The 16,823-nt window shown below is 67.3% G+C and carries 21 protein-coding genes; 19 read left to right on the top strand and 2 right to left on the bottom strand.

All coding sequences use genetic code 11. From position 1 onward, the window contains the following. Positions 1 to 33: 33 nt before the first annotated feature. Both HRJ34_RS03020 and HRJ34_RS03015 read right to left on the bottom strand, forming a co-directional pair. Complete coding sequence (locus tag HRJ34_RS03020) at positions 34 to 594, bottom strand: type II toxin-antitoxin system VapC family toxin (RefSeq protein ID WP_226949018.1); 561 nt, start codon at positions 592 to 594, stop codon at positions 34 to 36. Further along, a complete protein-coding gene (locus HRJ34_RS03015; protein ID WP_208633313.1) occupies positions 584 to 922 on the bottom strand; it encodes a hypothetical protein in 339 nt (112 codons plus the stop codon). Before HRJ34_RS03015 ends, HRJ34_RS03020 begins: the two co-directional genes overlap by 11 nt. Before the next feature lie 101 nt (positions 923 to 1,023). Between HRJ34_RS03015 and HRJ34_RS03010 the strand changes: the two genes are divergently transcribed. The 19 genes from HRJ34_RS03010 to trbJ all read left to right on the top strand — a co-directional run bounded on the left by HRJ34_RS03010 (position 1,024) and on the right by trbJ (position 16,814). Next, a complete protein-coding gene (locus HRJ34_RS03010; RefSeq protein ID WP_208633312.1) occupies positions 1,024 to 1,167 on the top strand; it encodes a hypothetical protein in 144 nt (47 codons plus the stop codon). A gap of 426 nt (positions 1,168 to 1,593) precedes the next feature. Beyond that, positions 1,594 to 2,001 (top strand): single-stranded DNA-binding protein, encoded by a 408-nt coding sequence (locus HRJ34_RS03005; RefSeq protein ID WP_208633311.1) that lies wholly within the window; start codon positions 1,594 to 1,596, stop codon positions 1,999 to 2,001. Positions 2,002 to 2,141: 140 nt separating this feature from the next. Beyond that, the gene (locus HRJ34_RS03000) at positions 2,142 to 2,393 is read left to right on the top strand and encodes a helix-turn-helix domain-containing protein (protein WP_208633310.1); all 252 of its coding nucleotides are present in this window, start codon (positions 2,142 to 2,144) and stop codon (positions 2,391 to 2,393) included. 139 nt (positions 2,394 to 2,532) lie between these two features. Beyond that, positions 2,533 to 2,796 carry a DNA -binding domain-containing protein gene (locus HRJ34_RS02995; RefSeq protein ID WP_208633309.1) on the top strand — a complete coding sequence of 88 codons (264 nt, stop codon included), beginning with the start codon at positions 2,533 to 2,535 and terminating at the stop codon, positions 2,794 to 2,796. 161 nt (positions 2,797 to 2,957) lie between these two features. Further along, entirely contained in the window at positions 2,958 to 3,737 is a 780-nt protein-coding gene (locus tag HRJ34_RS02990; protein ID WP_119037238.1) for a DUF2285 domain-containing protein, read from the top strand. A 120-nt stretch (positions 3,738 to 3,857) separates the two neighbouring features. Then, on the top strand, positions 3,858 to 4,124 hold the full coding sequence (locus HRJ34_RS02985) for a helix-turn-helix transcriptional regulator (protein ID WP_119036603.1): 267 nt from the start codon (positions 3,858 to 3,860) through the stop codon (positions 4,122 to 4,124). 7 nt (positions 4,125 to 4,131) lie between these two features. Continuing rightward, a complete protein-coding gene (locus tag HRJ34_RS02980) occupies positions 4,132 to 5,025 on the top strand; it encodes a replication initiator protein A (RefSeq protein ID WP_208633308.1) in 894 nt (297 codons plus the stop codon). Between the two features lie 261 nt (positions 5,026 to 5,286). Next, positions 5,287 to 5,808 carry a DUF2840 domain-containing protein gene (locus tag HRJ34_RS02975; protein ID WP_119036605.1) on the top strand — a complete coding sequence of 174 codons (522 nt, stop codon included), beginning with the start codon at positions 5,287 to 5,289 and terminating at the stop codon, positions 5,806 to 5,808. Beyond that, positions 5,805 to 6,383, top strand: a complete 579-nt coding sequence (locus HRJ34_RS02970) for a S26 family signal peptidase (protein WP_208633307.1) — start codon at positions 5,805 to 5,807, stop codon at positions 6,381 to 6,383. Before HRJ34_RS02975 ends, HRJ34_RS02970 begins: the two co-directional genes overlap by 4 nt. Then, complete coding sequence (locus HRJ34_RS02965; RefSeq protein WP_208633306.1) at positions 6,364 to 6,696, top strand: DUF736 domain-containing protein; 333 nt, start codon at positions 6,364 to 6,366, stop codon at positions 6,694 to 6,696. Before HRJ34_RS02970 ends, HRJ34_RS02965 begins: the two co-directional genes overlap by 20 nt. Further along, entirely contained in the window at positions 6,696 to 7,454 is a 759-nt protein-coding gene (locus tag HRJ34_RS02960) for a lytic transglycosylase domain-containing protein (protein WP_319025635.1), read from the top strand. The genes HRJ34_RS02965 and HRJ34_RS02960 overlap by 1 nt, the downstream gene beginning before the upstream one ends. A gap of 259 nt (positions 7,455 to 7,713) precedes the next feature. Further along, on the top strand, positions 7,714 to 9,444 hold the full coding sequence (locus tag HRJ34_RS02955) for a relaxase/mobilization nuclease domain-containing protein (RefSeq protein ID WP_208633305.1): 1,731 nt from the start codon (positions 7,714 to 7,716) through the stop codon (positions 9,442 to 9,444). Positions 9,445 to 9,458: 14 nt separating this feature from the next. After that, positions 9,459 to 11,486, top strand: a complete 2,028-nt coding sequence (locus tag HRJ34_RS02950) for a conjugal transfer protein TraG (protein ID WP_208633304.1) — start codon at positions 9,459 to 9,461, stop codon at positions 11,484 to 11,486. After that, positions 11,483 to 11,902 (top strand): CopG family ribbon-helix-helix protein, encoded by a 420-nt coding sequence (locus HRJ34_RS02945; RefSeq protein WP_119036611.1) that lies wholly within the window; start codon positions 11,483 to 11,485, stop codon positions 11,900 to 11,902. Before HRJ34_RS02950 ends, HRJ34_RS02945 begins: the two co-directional genes overlap by 4 nt. Before the next feature lie 140 nt (positions 11,903 to 12,042). Next, positions 12,043 to 13,029 carry a P-type conjugative transfer ATPase TrbB gene (trbB, locus tag HRJ34_RS02940; RefSeq protein WP_208633303.1) on the top strand — a complete coding sequence of 329 codons (987 nt, stop codon included), beginning with the start codon at positions 12,043 to 12,045 and terminating at the stop codon, positions 13,027 to 13,029. Then, a complete protein-coding gene (locus HRJ34_RS02935; protein WP_208633302.1) occupies positions 13,026 to 13,358 on the top strand; it encodes a TrbC/VirB2 family protein in 333 nt (110 codons plus the stop codon). Before trbB ends, HRJ34_RS02935 begins: the two co-directional genes overlap by 4 nt. Continuing rightward, a complete protein-coding gene (locus tag HRJ34_RS02930; protein WP_208633301.1) occupies positions 13,358 to 13,627 on the top strand; it encodes a VirB3 family type IV secretion system protein in 270 nt (89 codons plus the stop codon). Before HRJ34_RS02935 ends, HRJ34_RS02930 begins: the two co-directional genes overlap by 1 nt. Further along, complete coding sequence (gene trbE, locus HRJ34_RS02925) at positions 13,624 to 16,095, top strand: conjugal transfer protein TrbE (RefSeq protein WP_208633300.1); 2,472 nt, start codon at positions 13,624 to 13,626, stop codon at positions 16,093 to 16,095. Before HRJ34_RS02930 ends, trbE begins: the two co-directional genes overlap by 4 nt. Further along, the gene (trbJ, locus tag HRJ34_RS02920; protein ID WP_208633299.1) at positions 16,092 to 16,814 is read left to right on the top strand and encodes a P-type conjugative transfer protein TrbJ; all 723 of its coding nucleotides are present in this window, start codon (positions 16,092 to 16,094) and stop codon (positions 16,812 to 16,814) included. Before trbE ends, trbJ begins: the two co-directional genes overlap by 4 nt. Positions 16,815 to 16,823: the final 9 nt, after the last annotated feature.

Below are 16,823 nucleotides of genomic sequence, written 5' to 3'. Positions count from 1 at the left end.
GCGGTCATAATGGCCGCCCTATCGCGTTTGCGCTCAGAAATGGATGAAGCGGCCGTGCGGGGCAAGCTGCTGGATCAGGTCGAACTCGTCCCGGTTGGCCGTCAGCACCGGCAGGCCCGCTTTCGCCGCCGTCAGGAAGATCAGCGCGTCGTTCAGGGCTTCCTTGCGCTGATACCGCTGCCAGTTCTGCGCGCGGGCGAGCGTGCCTGCAATCAGTCCGGCTTCGGCCCAGACGTCAGGGTCGGGCGTCAACAACCGCGTGGCCGGGATGCTGGCAATCACCCCCGCATAATAATCGCGCAGCGCCTTCCAGCCGGCATGGGCGGGATCGGCGTTGGCGATGCCGGTGCTCAATTCCCCGACGCAGACCGAGCAGTGAAACAGCAGCCCCTGCACGACCAGCAGTTTCACCGCGGCCGGCAGAGTGCCGGCGGCGGCATGGATATAGACATTGGTATCGACCATGATCGCCGCCCGCCCGCCGCCGACGAAATCGGCGGCCGCAGCCAAATCTTCGGGCTGACGCGGGACGAGCTGGCGAAGATGCTTGTCCGGTTTGATGCGTCGCAGAGGCGCGCGCAGGTCAATAGTCAAGCTGGTGATCCGCTCCGAGCTTACCGTAGTTTTTCTTGAGATAGGTCGCTACCGGGTCGGGCTGGGCCAGCATCGCCAGCGCTAGCAGACCAAGCTCGGTCGGTTTGGTCGCACCGCTCTCGCGCTTGGCTGCCTCGATCAGCGCCTTGGGCGCACGGAAGCTGACATGCTCGGTCGAGTCCCCGTCGAGCAGGCCGGCGCGACGCGCTTCCTCCATCACCACCGATGCGCCGGTGATGCGCCCGGTCGCGCGCGAACGCGCGCCCTTGGGAGCGCCGCGCTTCTCCGCGCTCTTTCCACTTTTCGACGTTGCCGCACTGGCGATCATGATCGACTCCTTATGTGTGCAAGATAATATCATCTGTCACACAAATCAAGGTGGCCGGCGGCGCTGCGCCGGCCCTCTCGCACCCCGGTTAGGGGACCGCCGTGATCGCCGACGGCGGCATTCTCCCCATCGGCGCACGCCCGCAGGCTGTCCACCTGGCCATCATCCCGACGCCGCAGACGCCCGCCGCTGTCGCTCCCTCGGCATGGGCGCGCGACCAGCCTTATTTCCTTCCCGGCTCCTGAGCGGATCGCCGGGCCGTGCCGGGGTTGCGCCATTGGAATCCTGAACCGCGCCGCTGTCCCATTGAAATGTCCACCGTCCACGAAGGGACGGCGGCGGGGTGAAAGGGACGCAGGACCACCCTCGGAGGCGGCAAGGCCAACCTGTCTCGCGTCACCGCGAACGACGCTGCGCCCCAGCATATCCCTCCAGGTCGCTTCGCCGAAGGAACAGCCCCTTCCGACTGACTGATCCCCTAAGCCCGTGCGGTTTTCGCCAGCAACCCCCGCGGCATCCGAACCGTGTTGGCGCTGAAGCGCCTGCCCGCACCACTTCGGGCCTTGGGGGTCGAGGTCTCCGCTGCGCGTCGATGCCAGCGCCTCCCGCCGGTCTTTGCCGGGTCTCGTCGGAGGGGCGGTCCCTCGGACTTGAAGCAACGGAGACTTAAAATGCAGAACATCGTCATCCTCGCCGGCAACATCGGCCAGGCCCCGGAAAGCCGCACCACCCAGGGCGGCACCACCATCACCCACTTCACGCTCGCCACCTCGCGTCCCCGCTACGCGGAGGGCAAGGTTCTCCGGGACGAGAACGGCTACCGCGTCCAGGACACCGAATGGCATCGCATCACCGCCTTCAACGGCCTCGGCAAAACCATCCAGGATCATTGCGAGAAGGGTATGAAAGTGCTGGTTCGCGGCCGCATCCACTACACCAAGTGGACCGACCAGCAGGGCGTCGACCGCTACGGCTGCGAGGTCATCGCCGAGACGGTGGACTTCCTTAGCCGGGGCAAGTCCGGCCAGACGGGCAATAACGCCACCGACGATCTCGACGACGACGACATCCCTTTCTGATCCGGGGCGCGAGAGGCCCGGCGGCTCCCCGCCGCCGGGCCTTTTTTCTTGGGACATCGCGCCGCGTTGCAGTTATACCAAGACGACTATAATAGTCGTTTCCATGGCGTATAGTTCTCGCCTGGTGAACGTGATCGCACATGATCACTTCCCGCCAGGTGCGGGCCGCACGCGCGCTTCTCGGTTGGACACAGGAGATGCTTGCCGACAAGGCCCTCGTCGCACTGACCGCGCTCAAGCGCGTAGAGTCGGTAAGCGGCCTGCCCGTGCGCGAGGAAACCCGGCACCAGGTGGTCAAGGCGCTGGAAGCGGCCGGCGTCGTTTTTCTCGACTCGGACCGAGGCCAGGGCGTGATGGTGGTCAGCGAGGCCGCGGAGAAGGCACGGAAATAAAAGGCCGGGTCGCTAAGTCTATTATCCCTCTTGCATGGAGCGGCCATAGCCGATCCGGTGTGATTACTTCGGTCCATTATGGTGTATATCTCGCCGGTCAGCAGGCGCAGGAGGCTATGGCTGAAGGCGGAGCGTGGCGATGGCGATAGCCGCTTTCGAGGATCGCGCGCCCGACGCGCCCCAAGTCACCGATTATGACGAACGTCACCACCGGACCTACTGGCGGCTGCTCGACGCCGCGGAGGAAAATGCCGACTGGCGCGAGGTCGTGCAGATCGTTTTCGGGATCGACCCGGTAGCCGAGCCGGAGCGCGCGCGCCTGGTTTACGCCTCCCACCTCGCCCGCGCCCGATGGATGTGCGAGGCCGGCTATCGCCACTACCTGCCCCCGGACCAATCGTAAAATTGGGATTCACGCTGTTCGGCTAGTGCGTGGAATATCGAGCCAAAACGCTGACTTGAATCAGCTATGCGGCTGTCCGGACAGCGGGCCTTCACAGCCGATACTTGCCTGAGAACATCTCCCGACGCGCTCCATAGAGGGCCACGCTTGGGAGGGATTCGATGCCACCTGAGAGGGACTGGCGCGCGCCCCTGGACGAAGCCGGGGACGACGCGCTGCAATATTCCGACATCGCCATCGGCTATGTCAGCAGGAACACGCGCTATCGCATTGACTACCGCCGCGCCCTCGGCCGCGTGAAGCGCGGCGCGACGACCGCCGACGAGGCGACCGCCGATCTCGTTCGACGCTGGGGGATCAGCTTCTATGCTGCGCCGACCGCCGCCTACGATCCGAAGCTGGCGGTCGCGCGGCCTGACCTTTCGCCGGACAATATCGTGCTGGCGCCATCGCTCGATGGAATCGGCGACGCGCGACCGCTCGACATGAAGATGCTGGGCGCCGTGCGGGCGCGCATGAAAATCGGCGACTTCCTCCATCTCATTCTCGCTGACAGCGATGGCGATGAGCATATCTGGATCTCGGGATCGCTCGATCTTCCGCTGGCGATGATCCTGCCGCTCGGGCGCGATCCCTTCGCACGCCTCGCGGCCGCCGAACGCCTGTCCCGTCGCTTGCTTGGCGTTGCCGCGGGGCCGCCGGCTCTACGCCCCACGCCCTTTCGCCGCCAGCATCTTCTCACCCTGTTACAGGTGCTCGACGGACATCAGGCGGGCGCTACCCGCCGCGAACTGGCCGCCGTCCTGATCGACGGCAGCGTCCGCGACTACAGCGCCGCCGAATGGTCCGACAGTCGCCAGCGCAAACGCATCAACCGATGGTTCGCCGAGGCCGTCGAACTGCGCGACGGCGGCTATCTGCGCCTGCTGCGCGGCGCGTGAACGGGGACATTTCCGAGCGCCTAGGTTCTGTCCATTCACCGCATAGAGGTCGGTTCGCCACCATCACCTCCTGTCCGCCGACCCCGCTTTTCGGAGCCGGCCAACATCAGGAGGATCATCATGGCCGAGCCTGTCACCGCCACGACGCCACGCTATCTCAAGACGCCCGATGCCGCGATCCATCTGGGCCTGTCGGCCCGGACGCTGGAGAAGCATCGCTGCTTCGGCACCGGGCCGGTCTTTCGCAGGCTCGGCGGCCGCATCGTCTATGCCATCGACGATCTTGACGCCTGGGCGGCGCTGGGCACCCGGCGCTCGACCTCCGATCCGGGCAACGGCGTCGTCCATCCCGCCAAGCCGCTGCCCACCGATTGCGTTCGGCGTTGAGCGATCCATGCACCCAATCCGCTCTCATTCCGGCCCCGTCAGCGGGGAACGAACACAGCTTGAGCTGTTTCGCTCGAAGCCCGGCGATCTCGCGCCGCGCGATGCCCAGGACTTGATGGCGTGGCCGTTCTTCAGCCTCGCCAAGACCAAGCGCACGACGCCGATCGACTTCCGCATGGGCACAACATGGATCTCGGTCGAGGCGGTATTCGAGCACGGCATGGCAACCATTTGGGACGCCGACGTGCTGATCTGGGCCGCCAGCCAGCTCGTCGCCGCGCGCGACGCCGGCCATCCGACATCGCGGCTCATGGTGACGACGCCGCACGAGATATTGGCCTTCACCCGGCGCGGCACCGGCAAGGCGAGCTACGAGCGGCTGAAAGCCGCGCTCGACCGGCTGCAATCCACGACCGTCGCCACGTCGATCCGACAGGAGCATCAGCGCCGCCGCCATCGCTTCTCCTGGATCAACGAATGGCGCGAGTTGGCTGACGGCAATGGCCGCGCGCTCGGCATCGAATTGATCCTGCCCGACTGGTTTTACGATGGGGTGCTCGACCGCGCGCTCGTCCTGACGATCGACCGCGCCTATTTCGACCTGACGGGCGGCCTCGAACGCTGGCTCTACCGCATCGCGCGCAAACATGGCGGGCGGCAGGACGGTGGCTGGAGCTTCGATGTTCCGCATCTTCATCTGAAGTCCGGCGCGCTGTCGCCGCTTCGCCGCTTCGCCTTCGAGCTGCGCGCTATTGTCGCCCGCCAGTCGCTTCCCGGCTACGTCCTCACCCTCGAAAACGCGCTCGGCCGTGACCGGCTGAACTTCGCGCCGATCCCGCCCGATCCGCTCCACGCCGCGATGCGCCGTGTCGGCCTCAAGCCCGTGGAAAACTGGCCATGAGATTCGGACGATCAGGAACAGCCGGAGTCGGACCATCAGGAACGCCGGACTCGGACTTTCGGGAACGCGCGCACCTTCCAAGCACCTGTGATTCCTCGCTGAATCCACCCCCTTCTAACCATGCTAATAGAATCGAATCCTTCGGATTCTTGCTAACCGCGCGCTCGGCTGTGGACAGCCGGCGTCCGGCCGCGCGCGCTCGATCGGGAAGCGACCCGGCCAAGCCTCGAACCGACTGCCCATCATCCCCGGAGATCACCCATGAACGATGACCGCCCTCGCGGCGTCCGCGTCGGCGGCGCGTTCAGCGCGCTCGCCCGCGACGGACTCACCCATGTCGAAGTGACCTGGATCGAGCAGAGGCTGGAGCATTGGATACGCTTCGGCCGCGTCTCGGATGACCGCATCCTGAGCCGACGAACGCGCGTCGTCAGCTTCCGGCCGGGCGCGGTCTTCGCCTTCGTCCGCTGGGCCTCGAACGACTTCGGCACCATCGTCTCGCGCATCGACGTGGTGCGCGCGGTGGCGTCGGGCGAGCCCTACACCACGCTCCCATTCGTGCGGCCCGGCGGGGAAATCCTGCTCAAGATCCAGGGCTGGCCGAAGGTCCAACAGGCGCTCGCCGCCATCGACGCGGTGGAGGCGGCCGGCGTCGATCCCTGCGACGCCGCGCCCGATCACTGGCGGCATGTCCACCAGCGCATCGCCGCCGGCCATCAGCCGCGCCTCTACACGGCGGAGCGCCATAGCGCCTGGCTCAAGCGGCGGGAGATCGAGCAATGACCTCCCGCTTCTATGGCATGGCCACCGTCATTGCGGCGTCCGTGGCCACGGTTTCGTTCGTCGCGGTGGCGCTCGCTAATCCGGCGCCGTGGCTGATCTGGAACGCCAGCGCCAGCGCGCCGATCGGCCTCTACCGCATCCATTCCGACCGCGATCCGCAGGTCGGCGCGCTGGTCGCCGCGCTGCCGCCCGCCGGTCTCGCACACTGGCTTGCCGAGCGGCGCTATCTCCCTGTCGGCGTCCCGCTTTTGAAGCATGTCGCGGCCAAGGCGGGGCAGCGCATTTGCCGGACCGGCGACGTGGTGAGCGTCGATGGGCGCACCGTCGCCATCGCTCAGACGCGCGATAGTCGCGGCCGGCCGCTGCCCGTCTGGCGCGGCTGCCGCAACCTGCGAACCGGCGAACTGCTGCTGCTCAACCCGGCCGTCCCGGACAGCCTGGACAGCCGCTACTTCGGCCCGCTTCCGGCATCCGCCGTCATCGGCCGAGCGACGCCGCTCTACCCGCGCACGCCGTCGCCGCCGCTTTCACCCGTCAACCCCAAGGAGAGTGACCATGCCGGTGAACATCTTTGAACCCACCGACAATGGCTATGCCGGCCGCGTCCGGCTGTTCGCCATCAACGAGGCGATCGTGCTCGTTCCCGCCGAGCCGAGCCGCGCCGAGGATGCCGCCGACTATCACATCCATCTCGACGACGCGGACGGTCCCATCGTCGGATTTGCGCGCAAGCGCAGCAGCGAACTCGCTGGCGATTACATCGCGTTGGAGATCGAAAGCCCGCTGTTTCCGCGCTGGTTCAAGCCGAAGCTATTCCGCGCGGATGCCGAAGGGCGGGCGTTTCGGCTGGCGTGGCGGCACCCGCGATCCGGCCAGGACCGCGCCTGATGCCGTTCCGGCGTCCCGGTTCGCCGCGTTGTCGGATGGTGGCGCTGGCGCTGCTCGCCGTCACGGTGGGCGCGCCGGTCGCCATTCGAGCCGCACCCGCCCACGCGCAATCCGCCGCATCGTCGAGCGCCGCGGCACTCGACCGTCATGTCGCCGACGCGGCCCGGCGCTTCGCCATCCCCGAAGCCTGGATATGGGCGGTGATCCGCGCCGAGAGTAACGGCGATGTCCGCGCCGTCTCGCCGGCCGGGGCGATGGGCCTCATGCAGATCATGCCCGCGACCTGGGCAACCCTGCGGGCGCGCTATCGTCTCGGCTCCGATCCCTTCGATCCGCGCGCCAACATCATGACGGGCGCGGCCTATCTGCGCGCGATGCACGACCGCTACGGCAACGCGACGGCGATGCTGGCCGCCTACAATGCGGGGCCGGGCCGCTATGACGAATATCTGTCGCGCGGCCGCCCGTTGCCCGCGGAAACGCGCGCCTACCTTGCAAAACTGACGGCGATCACCGGCGGTTCGGGCGACGGCCAGCTTGCCGCCGCGCCTGCTCCCGATCCGCTCGCCTGGCGCCGCGCCGCGCTATTCACCATGCGCTCGGGCGTCGCCGCGACAGCGCCGCCGGATGCCGCAAGCGATGACGCCGCCGCGCAGACCGCGCGTCGCCCGACCGACCGCGCTGGCGTTACGGTGGCCGCGACCACGCCGCCTTCGACCGGCCTGTTCATCCCTCTTTCCGGCTCGCCCGCGCCATGAGCGGCTACCGCGCACTCTGGCGGGCTTCGTCGCAGGCTTTCGCAGCGCCGGAAGGGGGCAGGCTTCGGGTTTGGCAGGGGAAGGAGCGAGGGCAAGATAAAGGGCGGCAATGTGCGTTGCCATTTCGCCCCGGTCGTAGCCTTGATTCTCAAGGCTTTGGGTCATTGCTGCGCAATGTGTGCGGGAAACCCGCACTGTGCGGCGCTGGCCGAAACCCAGCCGCCAGCAGGCATTTCCGCACCGTGCCGAGCGCCGCGCCATGAGCGGCGACGACGATTTCCGCATCCGGCCTGGCCGTATCCGTTCGCGCGGCGGCCAGCGCACGCTTCCGATCGTCGCCCAGGCGATCGCCGCCGCGCAGCGCGCGGGCGGCCATGTTTCGCGCCGTGGCCGGATCATCGCGCCGGGCCGCTCGACCTTCGGCCGGGGCCGCGTCGCCAGCCTGCGCGCCACGCACCGGCTCGGCCACCGAGCGCGCCAGGTCGTCGTCAAGGCGCGGGTGGTCAAGCATGGCGGCCGCGCCTCGCTCGCCGCTCATCTCAATTATCTACAACGCGACGGCGTGACCCGCGACGGTGAGAAGGGTGTGCTGTTCGGCGCCGAGGCCGAGGGCCTCGACCGCAACGACTTCGCCGCGGCTTGCGAAAACGACCGGCACCATTTCCGCTTCATCGTCTCGCCCGAGGACGCGCCACAGATGGGCGACCTCAAGGGCTTCACCCGCGAGCTGATGGCGCGGATGGAAAAGGATCTGGGCACCAAGCTCGATTGGGTCGGCGTCGATCACTGGAACACCGACAACCCCCATGTCCATATCATCGTGCGCGGCGTCGCCGACGACGGCCAGAACCTCGTTATCTCCCGCGACTATATCGGCGAGGGGATGCGGGCGGTCGCGCGCGAGATCGTCACCCGCGAGCTGGGGCTGCGCAGCGACCTCGACATCCATGCTTCGCTGGAACGGCAGGTCGAAGCCGAACGCTGGACCGAGATCGACCGCGACCTGTCGCGCACACTCCAGCGCGATGGCGTCATCGACATGGCGCCCGAGCCGGGCGTGCGGCCGGCCGGCGACCATGCGCTGCGGATGGGACGGCTGCGCAAGCTGGAGCGGCTCGGCCTCGCCAGCGAGATCGCGCCGGGCCAGTGGACGCTCGCGGACGACGCGCAGCCGGCCTTGCGCGCCCTTGGCGAACGCGGCGACATCATCAAGCGGATGCACAAGGCGATGAGCGAACGCGGCATCGACCGGGGCGCCGCCAGCTACGTGCTTGCGCCCGATCCCGCGCAGTCCGTTGTCGGCAGGCTGGTCGATCGGGGCCTCCATGACGAACTGACCGGCCGCGCTTATGCGATCGTCGACGGGATCGACGGGCGCACGCACCATGTCCAGCTTCCCAACATCGAGGCGACCGGCGATTGCCGGCCGGGCGCCATCGTCGAGCTGCGCCATTTCACCGACCGCAAAGGGCGCGATCGCGTCGCGCTCGCCGTGCGCTCGGACATGGACCTCGACGCGCAGGTCAACGCGCCGGGCGCCACCTGGCTCGATCGCCGCAACCTGGCGAGCGACGGCCGCGATCTCGGCGGCGGGTTCGGAACCGAGGTGCGCGCCGCGATGGAAGCGCGCGCCGGGCATCTGGCGGATATTGGCCTGGCGCGGCGGCAGGGCCAACGCATCATCTTCGCGCGCGGCCTGCTCGATACGCTCAAGCGGCGCGACCTCGACGCGACGGCCAAGGAATTGTCGGCCGAGATCGGCCTGCCGCACACGCCGTCAAAGGCCGGCGAATATGTCGCCGGCACCGTGCGCCAGCGCCTGACGCTCGCCTCGGGCCGCTTCGCCATGATCGACGACGGCCTGAGCTTCCAACTCGTGCCCTGGTCTCCCTCGCTCGACCGTCAGATCGGCAAGCACATCTCCGGCATCATGCGCGGTGACGGCGGCGTGGACTGGTCATTCGGGCGCGGCCGGGGCCTGGGGCTGTGACAAAGAGATAGAAGATGCCCGCCACAAAGATACTCTGGGGCCAGGTCATCACCGTTTTCGCGATCGTCCTCGCAACGGTCTGGATCGCGACGCAATGGACGGCGGCGGCGCTGGATTACCAACCGCAGCTCGGCCCGCCGTGGTTCATGCTGGGCGACTGGCCGATCTATCCACCCTACGCCTTCTTCATCTGGATGTTCTTCTTCGACGCCTACGCGCCGAAGATATTCGAGACCGGCGCGTGCATCGCGGCCTCGGGCGGCTTCCTCGGCTTCATCATCGCCATCGCCATGTCGGTGCGCCGGGCTCGCGAACTGAAGAACGCAGAGACCTACGGCTCGGCCCGCTGGGCGGAGCACCAGGAGGCGGAGGCGGCGGGCCTGCTCGGGCCGAACGGCGTCATGCTTGGCCGGCTGGGGCGCGACTATCTTCGCCATGACGGCCCCGAGCATGTGCTCTGCTTCGCCCCAACAAGGTCAGGCAAGGGCGTCGGCCTGGTTGTGCCGACGCTGCTCACCTGGCCGGGCTCGGCGATCGTCCACGACATCAAGGGTGAAAACTGGACGCTGACCGCCGGCTTTCGCGCGCGGCAGACGCGCGTGTTGCTGTTCGATCCGACCAATGCCGCATCGGCCGCCTACAACCCGCTGCTCGAAATCCGCAAAGGCGCCTGGGAAGTGCGCGACGTGCAGAATGTCGCCGACGTGCTGGTCGATCCCGAGGGGAGCCTGGAGAAGCGTAACCATTGGGAAAAGACCTCCCATGCGCTGCTGGTCGGCGCGATCCTCCATGTCCTCTATGCCGGCGAGGACAAGACGCTGGCCGGCGTCGCCGCCTTTCTGTCCGACCCGCGCCAGCCGATCGAGTCCACCCTGCGCGCGATGATGACCACCCCGCATCTGGGTGAAGCGGGCGTCCATCCCGTCGTGGCGTCGGCCGCGCGCGAACTGCTCAACAAATCGGCCAACGAGCGGTCGGGCGTGCTCAGCACCGCGATGTCGTTCCTGGGATTGTATCGCGATCCCGTCGTCGCCGAGGTGACGCGCCGTTGCGACTGGCGCATCGCCGATCTGGTCGATGGCGCGCGGCCCACCACGCTCTACCTCGTCGTGCCGCCGTCCGACATTTCGCGCACGCGGCCGCTCATCCGGCTCATGCTCAATCAGATCGGGCGGCGCCTGACGGAAGATCTGAAGCCCGCGGCCGGACGCCAGGACATGCTCATCATGTTCGATGAGTTTCCGTCCGAAGGCCGGCTGGACTTCTTTGAAAGCTCGCTCGCCTTCATGGCTGGCTACAAGATCAAATGCTTCCTCATCGCCCAATCGCTCAATCAGATCGAGAAGGCTTACGGCCCCAACAACGCGATCCTCGACAACTGCCATGTGCGCGTCTCGTTCGCGACCAACGACGAGCGCACCGCCAAGCGTATCTCGGACGCGCTCGGCACCGCCACCGAGATGCGGGCGATGAAGAATTACGCCGGCCATAGATTGTCGCCCTGGCTGGGGCATTTGATGGTGTCGCGCTCGGAGACCGCCCGCCAGCTCCTCACGCCCGGCGAGGTGATGCAGCTCCCGGCCGCCGACGAGATCGTCATGGTCGCGGGCGTGCATCCGATCCGCGCCAAGAAGATTCGCTACTTCAAGGATCGGCGGTTCACGGAGCGGGTGCTGTCGCCACCGGACCCGAAGGCCGGCGTCGGTCAACCGCGACCCGACGACTGGAGCGCATTGGCACCGGTCTCTGCGCCACCCATGCCCGATCCACCGGAATCCAAAGAGTCGAAGAAGCCGAAGAAGAAAAAGGCCGGCAAGAAAAAACAAGATGCCGACGATGATGCCGCGAACGCGGACCTGCGCCGCGAGCCGGAAATCGAGCGCCATGTCGACATCGCGCCTCCACCCAGCCCGGAGCCTGCCAACGAGTTCGAGCTGGATGAGCCCGATGCCGATGCTGGACGGCAGGCCACGGTTCGGCGCCACATGCAGGATATGGCGCAGCAGGCGTCGCTCGATCCCGACGACGGCATCGAGCTATGACCACCAAGACGCCGTTCTCGGTCTATCTCGACCCGGAGGTGATGGAGGCGCTCGCTGCCTACGCGGATCGCCGCGGCAAGTCGCGCTCTCTGGTCGCCGAGGCCGCCATCGCATCCTTCCTCTCGCCCGACGCCGACGAACAGCGCGAGGCCGCTATCGCCAAGCGGCTTGACCGGCTCGACCGCCGCCAGACCCGGCTTGAGCGTGATGTCGGGATTGGCGTCGAAATGATCGCGCTGTTCGTCCGATTCTGGCTGTCGAACACGCCACCGCCGCCCGAAGCGGAACGGGCCGTCCTGCGCCGTCAGGGCGGCGATCGCTACGACGCCTTCATCGAGGCGCTGGGCCGCCGACTCGCCAAGGGTCCGAAGGTCAAACAGGAAATCGGCGAGGACTTTGCGCCTCAAGAAGAATAAGCAAACTACGCCAGTTTTTGTATCTCTGCGCCAGACTACGATGACCACATTTCTTTGTTGAATCTCGATTTCTTCTGCCTTTCTTGATGTTCCCCTGATGCCGGGCGGTGGTTCGCCCGGCCCAATTCAGGGGCTATCTCTTGTCCATCCACCCGATCCGATCCGAGGCGAATGCACGCGGCGCGCGAATGCTGCGCACCGCTCTCGGGCCGTCGATCGCCGCCTGGCTCGATGATGCCGCCGTCATCGAGGTGATGCTGAACCCGGACGGCCGCCTTTGGGTCGATCGGCTGGGCGAGGGGATTTCCGACACCGGCCTCACGCTGACCGCGCAGGACGGCGAACGCATCGTGCGCCTGGTCGCCCACCATGTCGGCGCCGAAGTTCATGCCCGATCACCCCGCGTCTCGGCCGAGCTGCCGGAAGGGGGCGAGCGGTTCGAGGGCTTGCTCCCGCCCGTAGTCGCTGCGCCGGCGTTCGCGATCCGCAAGCCCGCGGTCGCCGTGTTCACGCTCGATGATTACGCGACAGCCCACATCATGTCGGCCGCCGAAGCGGTCGTGCTGCGCGATGGCGTCGCCAGCCGCGCCAACATCCTCGTCGCGGGCGGCACCGGCAGCGGCAAGACCACGCTGGTCAACGCGCTATTGGCGGAAGTCGCCAAGACGACCGACCGCATCGTCCTGATCGAGGACACGCGCGAGCTGCAATGCGCCGCGCCCAATCTCGTCGCCATGCGGACCAAGGACGGCATCGTCTCGCTGTCCGATCTCGTGCGTTCGTCGCTGCGCTTGCGGCCTGATCGCATCCCCATCGGCGAGGTGCGCGGCGCCGAGGCGCTCGATCTCCTCAAAGCCTGGGGCACGGGCCATCCCGGCGGCATCGGCACGATCCATGCCGGCACCGCGCTGGGGGCACTGCGCCGCATGGAGCAGCTCATCCAGGAGGCCGTCGTCACGGTCCCGCGTGCGCTGCTGGCCGAGACCATCGACCTGATCGCGGTCCTGGTCCGCGACGGCCACGGCCGGCGCCTCGCTGAGCTGGCCCGTGTCGAAGGGCTCGACGCCGCGACCGGCGACTACCGGCTGACCTCTCTCACACCCGCACCCCAAGGAGATACACCATGATCCATGCCTTGTCGGGCCGCGCACGTCGCGCCGTGCTCGCCGCAACCGCCAGCCTCGTCGCCTTGACCACTGCCGTTCCCGCCTATGCGTCGGGATCGTCGATGCCGTGGGAAGCGCCGCTGCAAAGCATCCTCGAAAGCATAGAGGGGCCGGTGGCGAAGATCGTCGCGGTCATCATCATCATCGTCACCGGCCTGACGCTGGCGTTCGGCGATACATCGGGCGGCGCGCGGCGCATGATCCAGATCGTTTTCGGCCTCAGCATCGCGTTCGCAGCCAGCTCCTTCTTCCTGAGCTTCTTTTCGTTCGGCGGCGGGGCGCTGATCTGATGGACGCTGGCGACCCGATCGCGGGCTTCTTCGCCCCCGTCCACCGGGCGCTGACCGAGCCGATCCTGCTCGGCGGCGCGCCCCGTGCGCTCGCTATCGTCAATGGCACGCTGGCGGGCGCCATCGGCCTCGGCCTGCGTCTCTGGATCGCCGGCCTGGTGATCTGGGCGATCGGCCACGCGATTTCGGTCTGGGCCGCGCGCCACGATCCGCAGTTCCTCGACGTGGCCCGGCGGCACCTTCGCTATCCGGTGTGGATGCGGCCATGATGTCCTTGCGCGAATACCGCAACAAGGCCGCGCATCTGGCCGACTTCCTGCCCTGGGCGGCGCTGGTCGGCGAAGGCGTCGTTCTGAACAAGGACGGCAGCTTTCAGAGAACGGCGAAGTTTCGCGGCCCCGATCTCGACAGCGCGACGCCCGCCGAGTTGGTCGCCACCACCGCGCGACTCAACAATGCGCTGCGCCGCCTCGGCTCGGGCTGGGCCATCTTCGTCGAGGCGCAGCGGACGCCCGCGCTCCATTACCCGGAATCGGTGTTTCCCGATCCGGTCTCGGCGCTGGTCGACATGGAGCGGCGAGAGCAGTTCCGCGAAGCGGGCAGCCACTTCGAGAGCGCCTATTATCTGACCCTGCTGTGGATGCCGCCCGCCGAGGAAGCCGCGCGGGCCGAAGGCTGGCTCTACGAGGGCCGCTCGACGTCCGGGGTCGATCCGTGGGAGTTGCTCAAGAACTTCGCCGACCGCAGCGACCGCGTGCTGGGTCTGGTCGAGGGCTTCGTGCCCGAGGTCCGCTGGCTCGACGATGGCGAAACCCTGACCTACCTTCATTCAACGATCTCGACCCGGCGCCAGCGCGTGCGCGTCCCCGAGACGCCCATGCACCTCGACGCGCTATTGGCCGACGAGCCGCTGACCGGCGGTCTCGAACCCAAGCTGGGCGATCATCATCTGCGTGCCCTGACGATCGTCGGATTCCCGAGCCTCACATTTCCCGGCCTGCTCGACGAGCTGAACCGGCTGGCCTTCGAGTATCGCTGGTCCACCCGCGCGATCATGCTCGACAAGACCGATGCGACCAGGCTGCTGACGCGCATCCGTCGCCAATGGTTCGCCAAGCGCAAAAGCATCGCGGCGATCCTGAAAGAGGTGATGACCAACGAGGCGTCAACGCTGCTCGACAGCGACGCCTCGAACAAGGCCGCCGACGCCGACACCGCCCTCCAGGAGCTGGGCGCGGATTATGCCGGCATGGCCTACGTCACCGCGACGGTCACGGTCTGGGATCGCGACCCGGCCATCGCCGCCGAGAAGCTGCGACTGGTCGAGAAAATCGTTCAGGGCCGCGACTTCGCCGTCATCCCCGAAGGCATGAACGCGATCGAGGCATGGCTAGGGAGTCTTCCCGGCCAGGTTTACGCGAATGTCCGCCAGCCCCCCATCTCCACGCTCAATCTCGCCCACCTGATCCCCCTGTCAGCGGTGTGGGCGGGGCCGGAGCGGGACGAGCATTTCGGACAGCCCCCGTTGCTCTACGCACGGACCGAAGGCTCGACCCCGTTCCGGTTTTCCCTTCACGTCGGCGATGTCGGGCACACGCTGATCGTCGGGCCGACAGGTGCCGGCAAATCGGTGCTGCTCGCGCTGATGGCGATGCAGTTTCGCCGCTACGAGAACGGCCAGGTCTTCGCGTTCGATTTCGGGGGCAGCATCCGCGCCGCCGCACTCGGCATGGGCGGAGATTGGCAGGATCTCGGCGGCGGTCTTTCCGATGACGACGATGGCGGCGTCCAGTTGCAGCCGCTGGCCCGCATCGACGATCCGGCGGAACGCGCCTGGGCGGCCGAATGGCTGGCGGCGATCTTTGCGTCCGAAGGCGTCGCGGTCGATCCGCAAGCCAAGGAGCATATCTGGTCCGCGCTCGGCTCCCTGGCGTCGGCGCCGATGCCGGAACGCACGCTGACCGGGCTGGCAGTGCTGTTGCAGAGCCAGCAGCTCAAGCAGGCGCTCGCGTCCTACTGCATCGGCGGGCCGTGGGGCCGGTTGCTCGATGCCGAGGTCGAACGGCTCGGCGAGGCCAGGTGCCAAGCGTTCGAGACCGAGGGATTGGTCGGCGCGGGATCGGCTGCGGCCGTGCTGTCCTATCTGTTCCACCGGATAGAGGGCCGGCTGGACGGTTCGCCGACGCTCATCATCATCGACGAGGGCTGGCTCGTGCTCGACAGCCCGGCCTTCGCGGCACAGCTACGCGAATGGCTGAAGACGCTCAGGAAGAAAAACGCTTCCGTCGTCTTCGCCACGCAGAGTCTCGCCGACATCGAGACCAGCGCCATCGCGCCGGCCATCATCGAATCCTGCCCGACGCGGATATTCCTGCCCAACGAGCGCGCGGCCGAGCCGCAGATCGCGGCGATCTACGAGCGGTTCGGGCTTAACGCGCGGCAGATTGAAATCCTCAGCCGGGCGACGCCCAAGCGCGACTATTACTGCCAGTCGCGGCGCGGCAACCGGCTGTTCGAGTTGGGGCTGGGCGAGGTGGCGCTGGCCTTCGCCGCCGCCTCGGCCAAGACCGATCAGCTCGCCATCGCCGAGATCATCGAAACCCACGGCGCTCCCGCCTTCGCCGCCGAATGGCTGCGCCATCGCGGCTGTGCCTGGGCCGTCGAGCTGCTGCCGGACCCTGTGTCCGACCGCGAGCCCGAACTTCCGCTCACGCCCGACATGGAGATCGAACCATGAAACTGCCTGCCCTTCGCCGCGCCCTCATGGCCGGCGCTCTCGCCACGACGGCGATCTTGCCGGTGATCGCGCCGATGCCGGCCTATGCACAGTTCGGCTTCGGCGGGATTGTCTATGACCCGACGAATTATGCTCAAAACGTGCTGACGGCGGCCCGCTCGCTCCAGCAGATCAACAACCAGATCCAGCAAATCCAGCAAGCAGCGACGAGCCTCATCAACCAGGCGCGGAATCTGGAATCGCTGCCGTTCAGCTCGCTCCAGCAGTTGCAGCAACAGGTCCAGCGCACCCAGCAGCTTCTCGGGCAAGCGCAACGCATCGCCTATGACGTGCAGAACGTCCAGCAGGCGTTCACCGACCGCTACAAGGGCGCGGCGCTGACCGGCGATCACGCGCAGATGGTCGCTAACGCCAATGCACGCTGGGAAGATAGCGTCGGCGCGTTCGAGGACGCCATGCGCGTCCAGGCCGGCGTCGTCGGCAATATCGAGGGCGAGCGCACGACGATGAACGGCCTGGTCTCGGCCAGCCAGTCGGCGACCGGCGCGCTTCAGGCGACGCAGGCGGGCAACCAGCTCCTCGCGCTGCAATCGCAGCAGCTCGCCGACCTCACCGCCGCCGTCGCCGCGCAGGGCCGGGCGCAGGCGCTGCAATCGGCTCGGCAGACCGCCGAGGAAGCCGAAGGCCGCGAGCGGTTCCGCCGCTTCATGGGCAACTGAGGCCTCGCG

The organism is Rhizorhabdus wittichii, from assembly GCF_017607425.1.
Classification (GTDB): domain Bacteria; phylum Pseudomonadota; class Alphaproteobacteria; order Sphingomonadales; family Sphingomonadaceae; genus Rhizorhabdus; species Rhizorhabdus wittichii.
The sequence above is the reverse complement of the archived record's forward strand: the minus strand, read 5'-3'. Positions and strand labels throughout refer to the sequence as shown.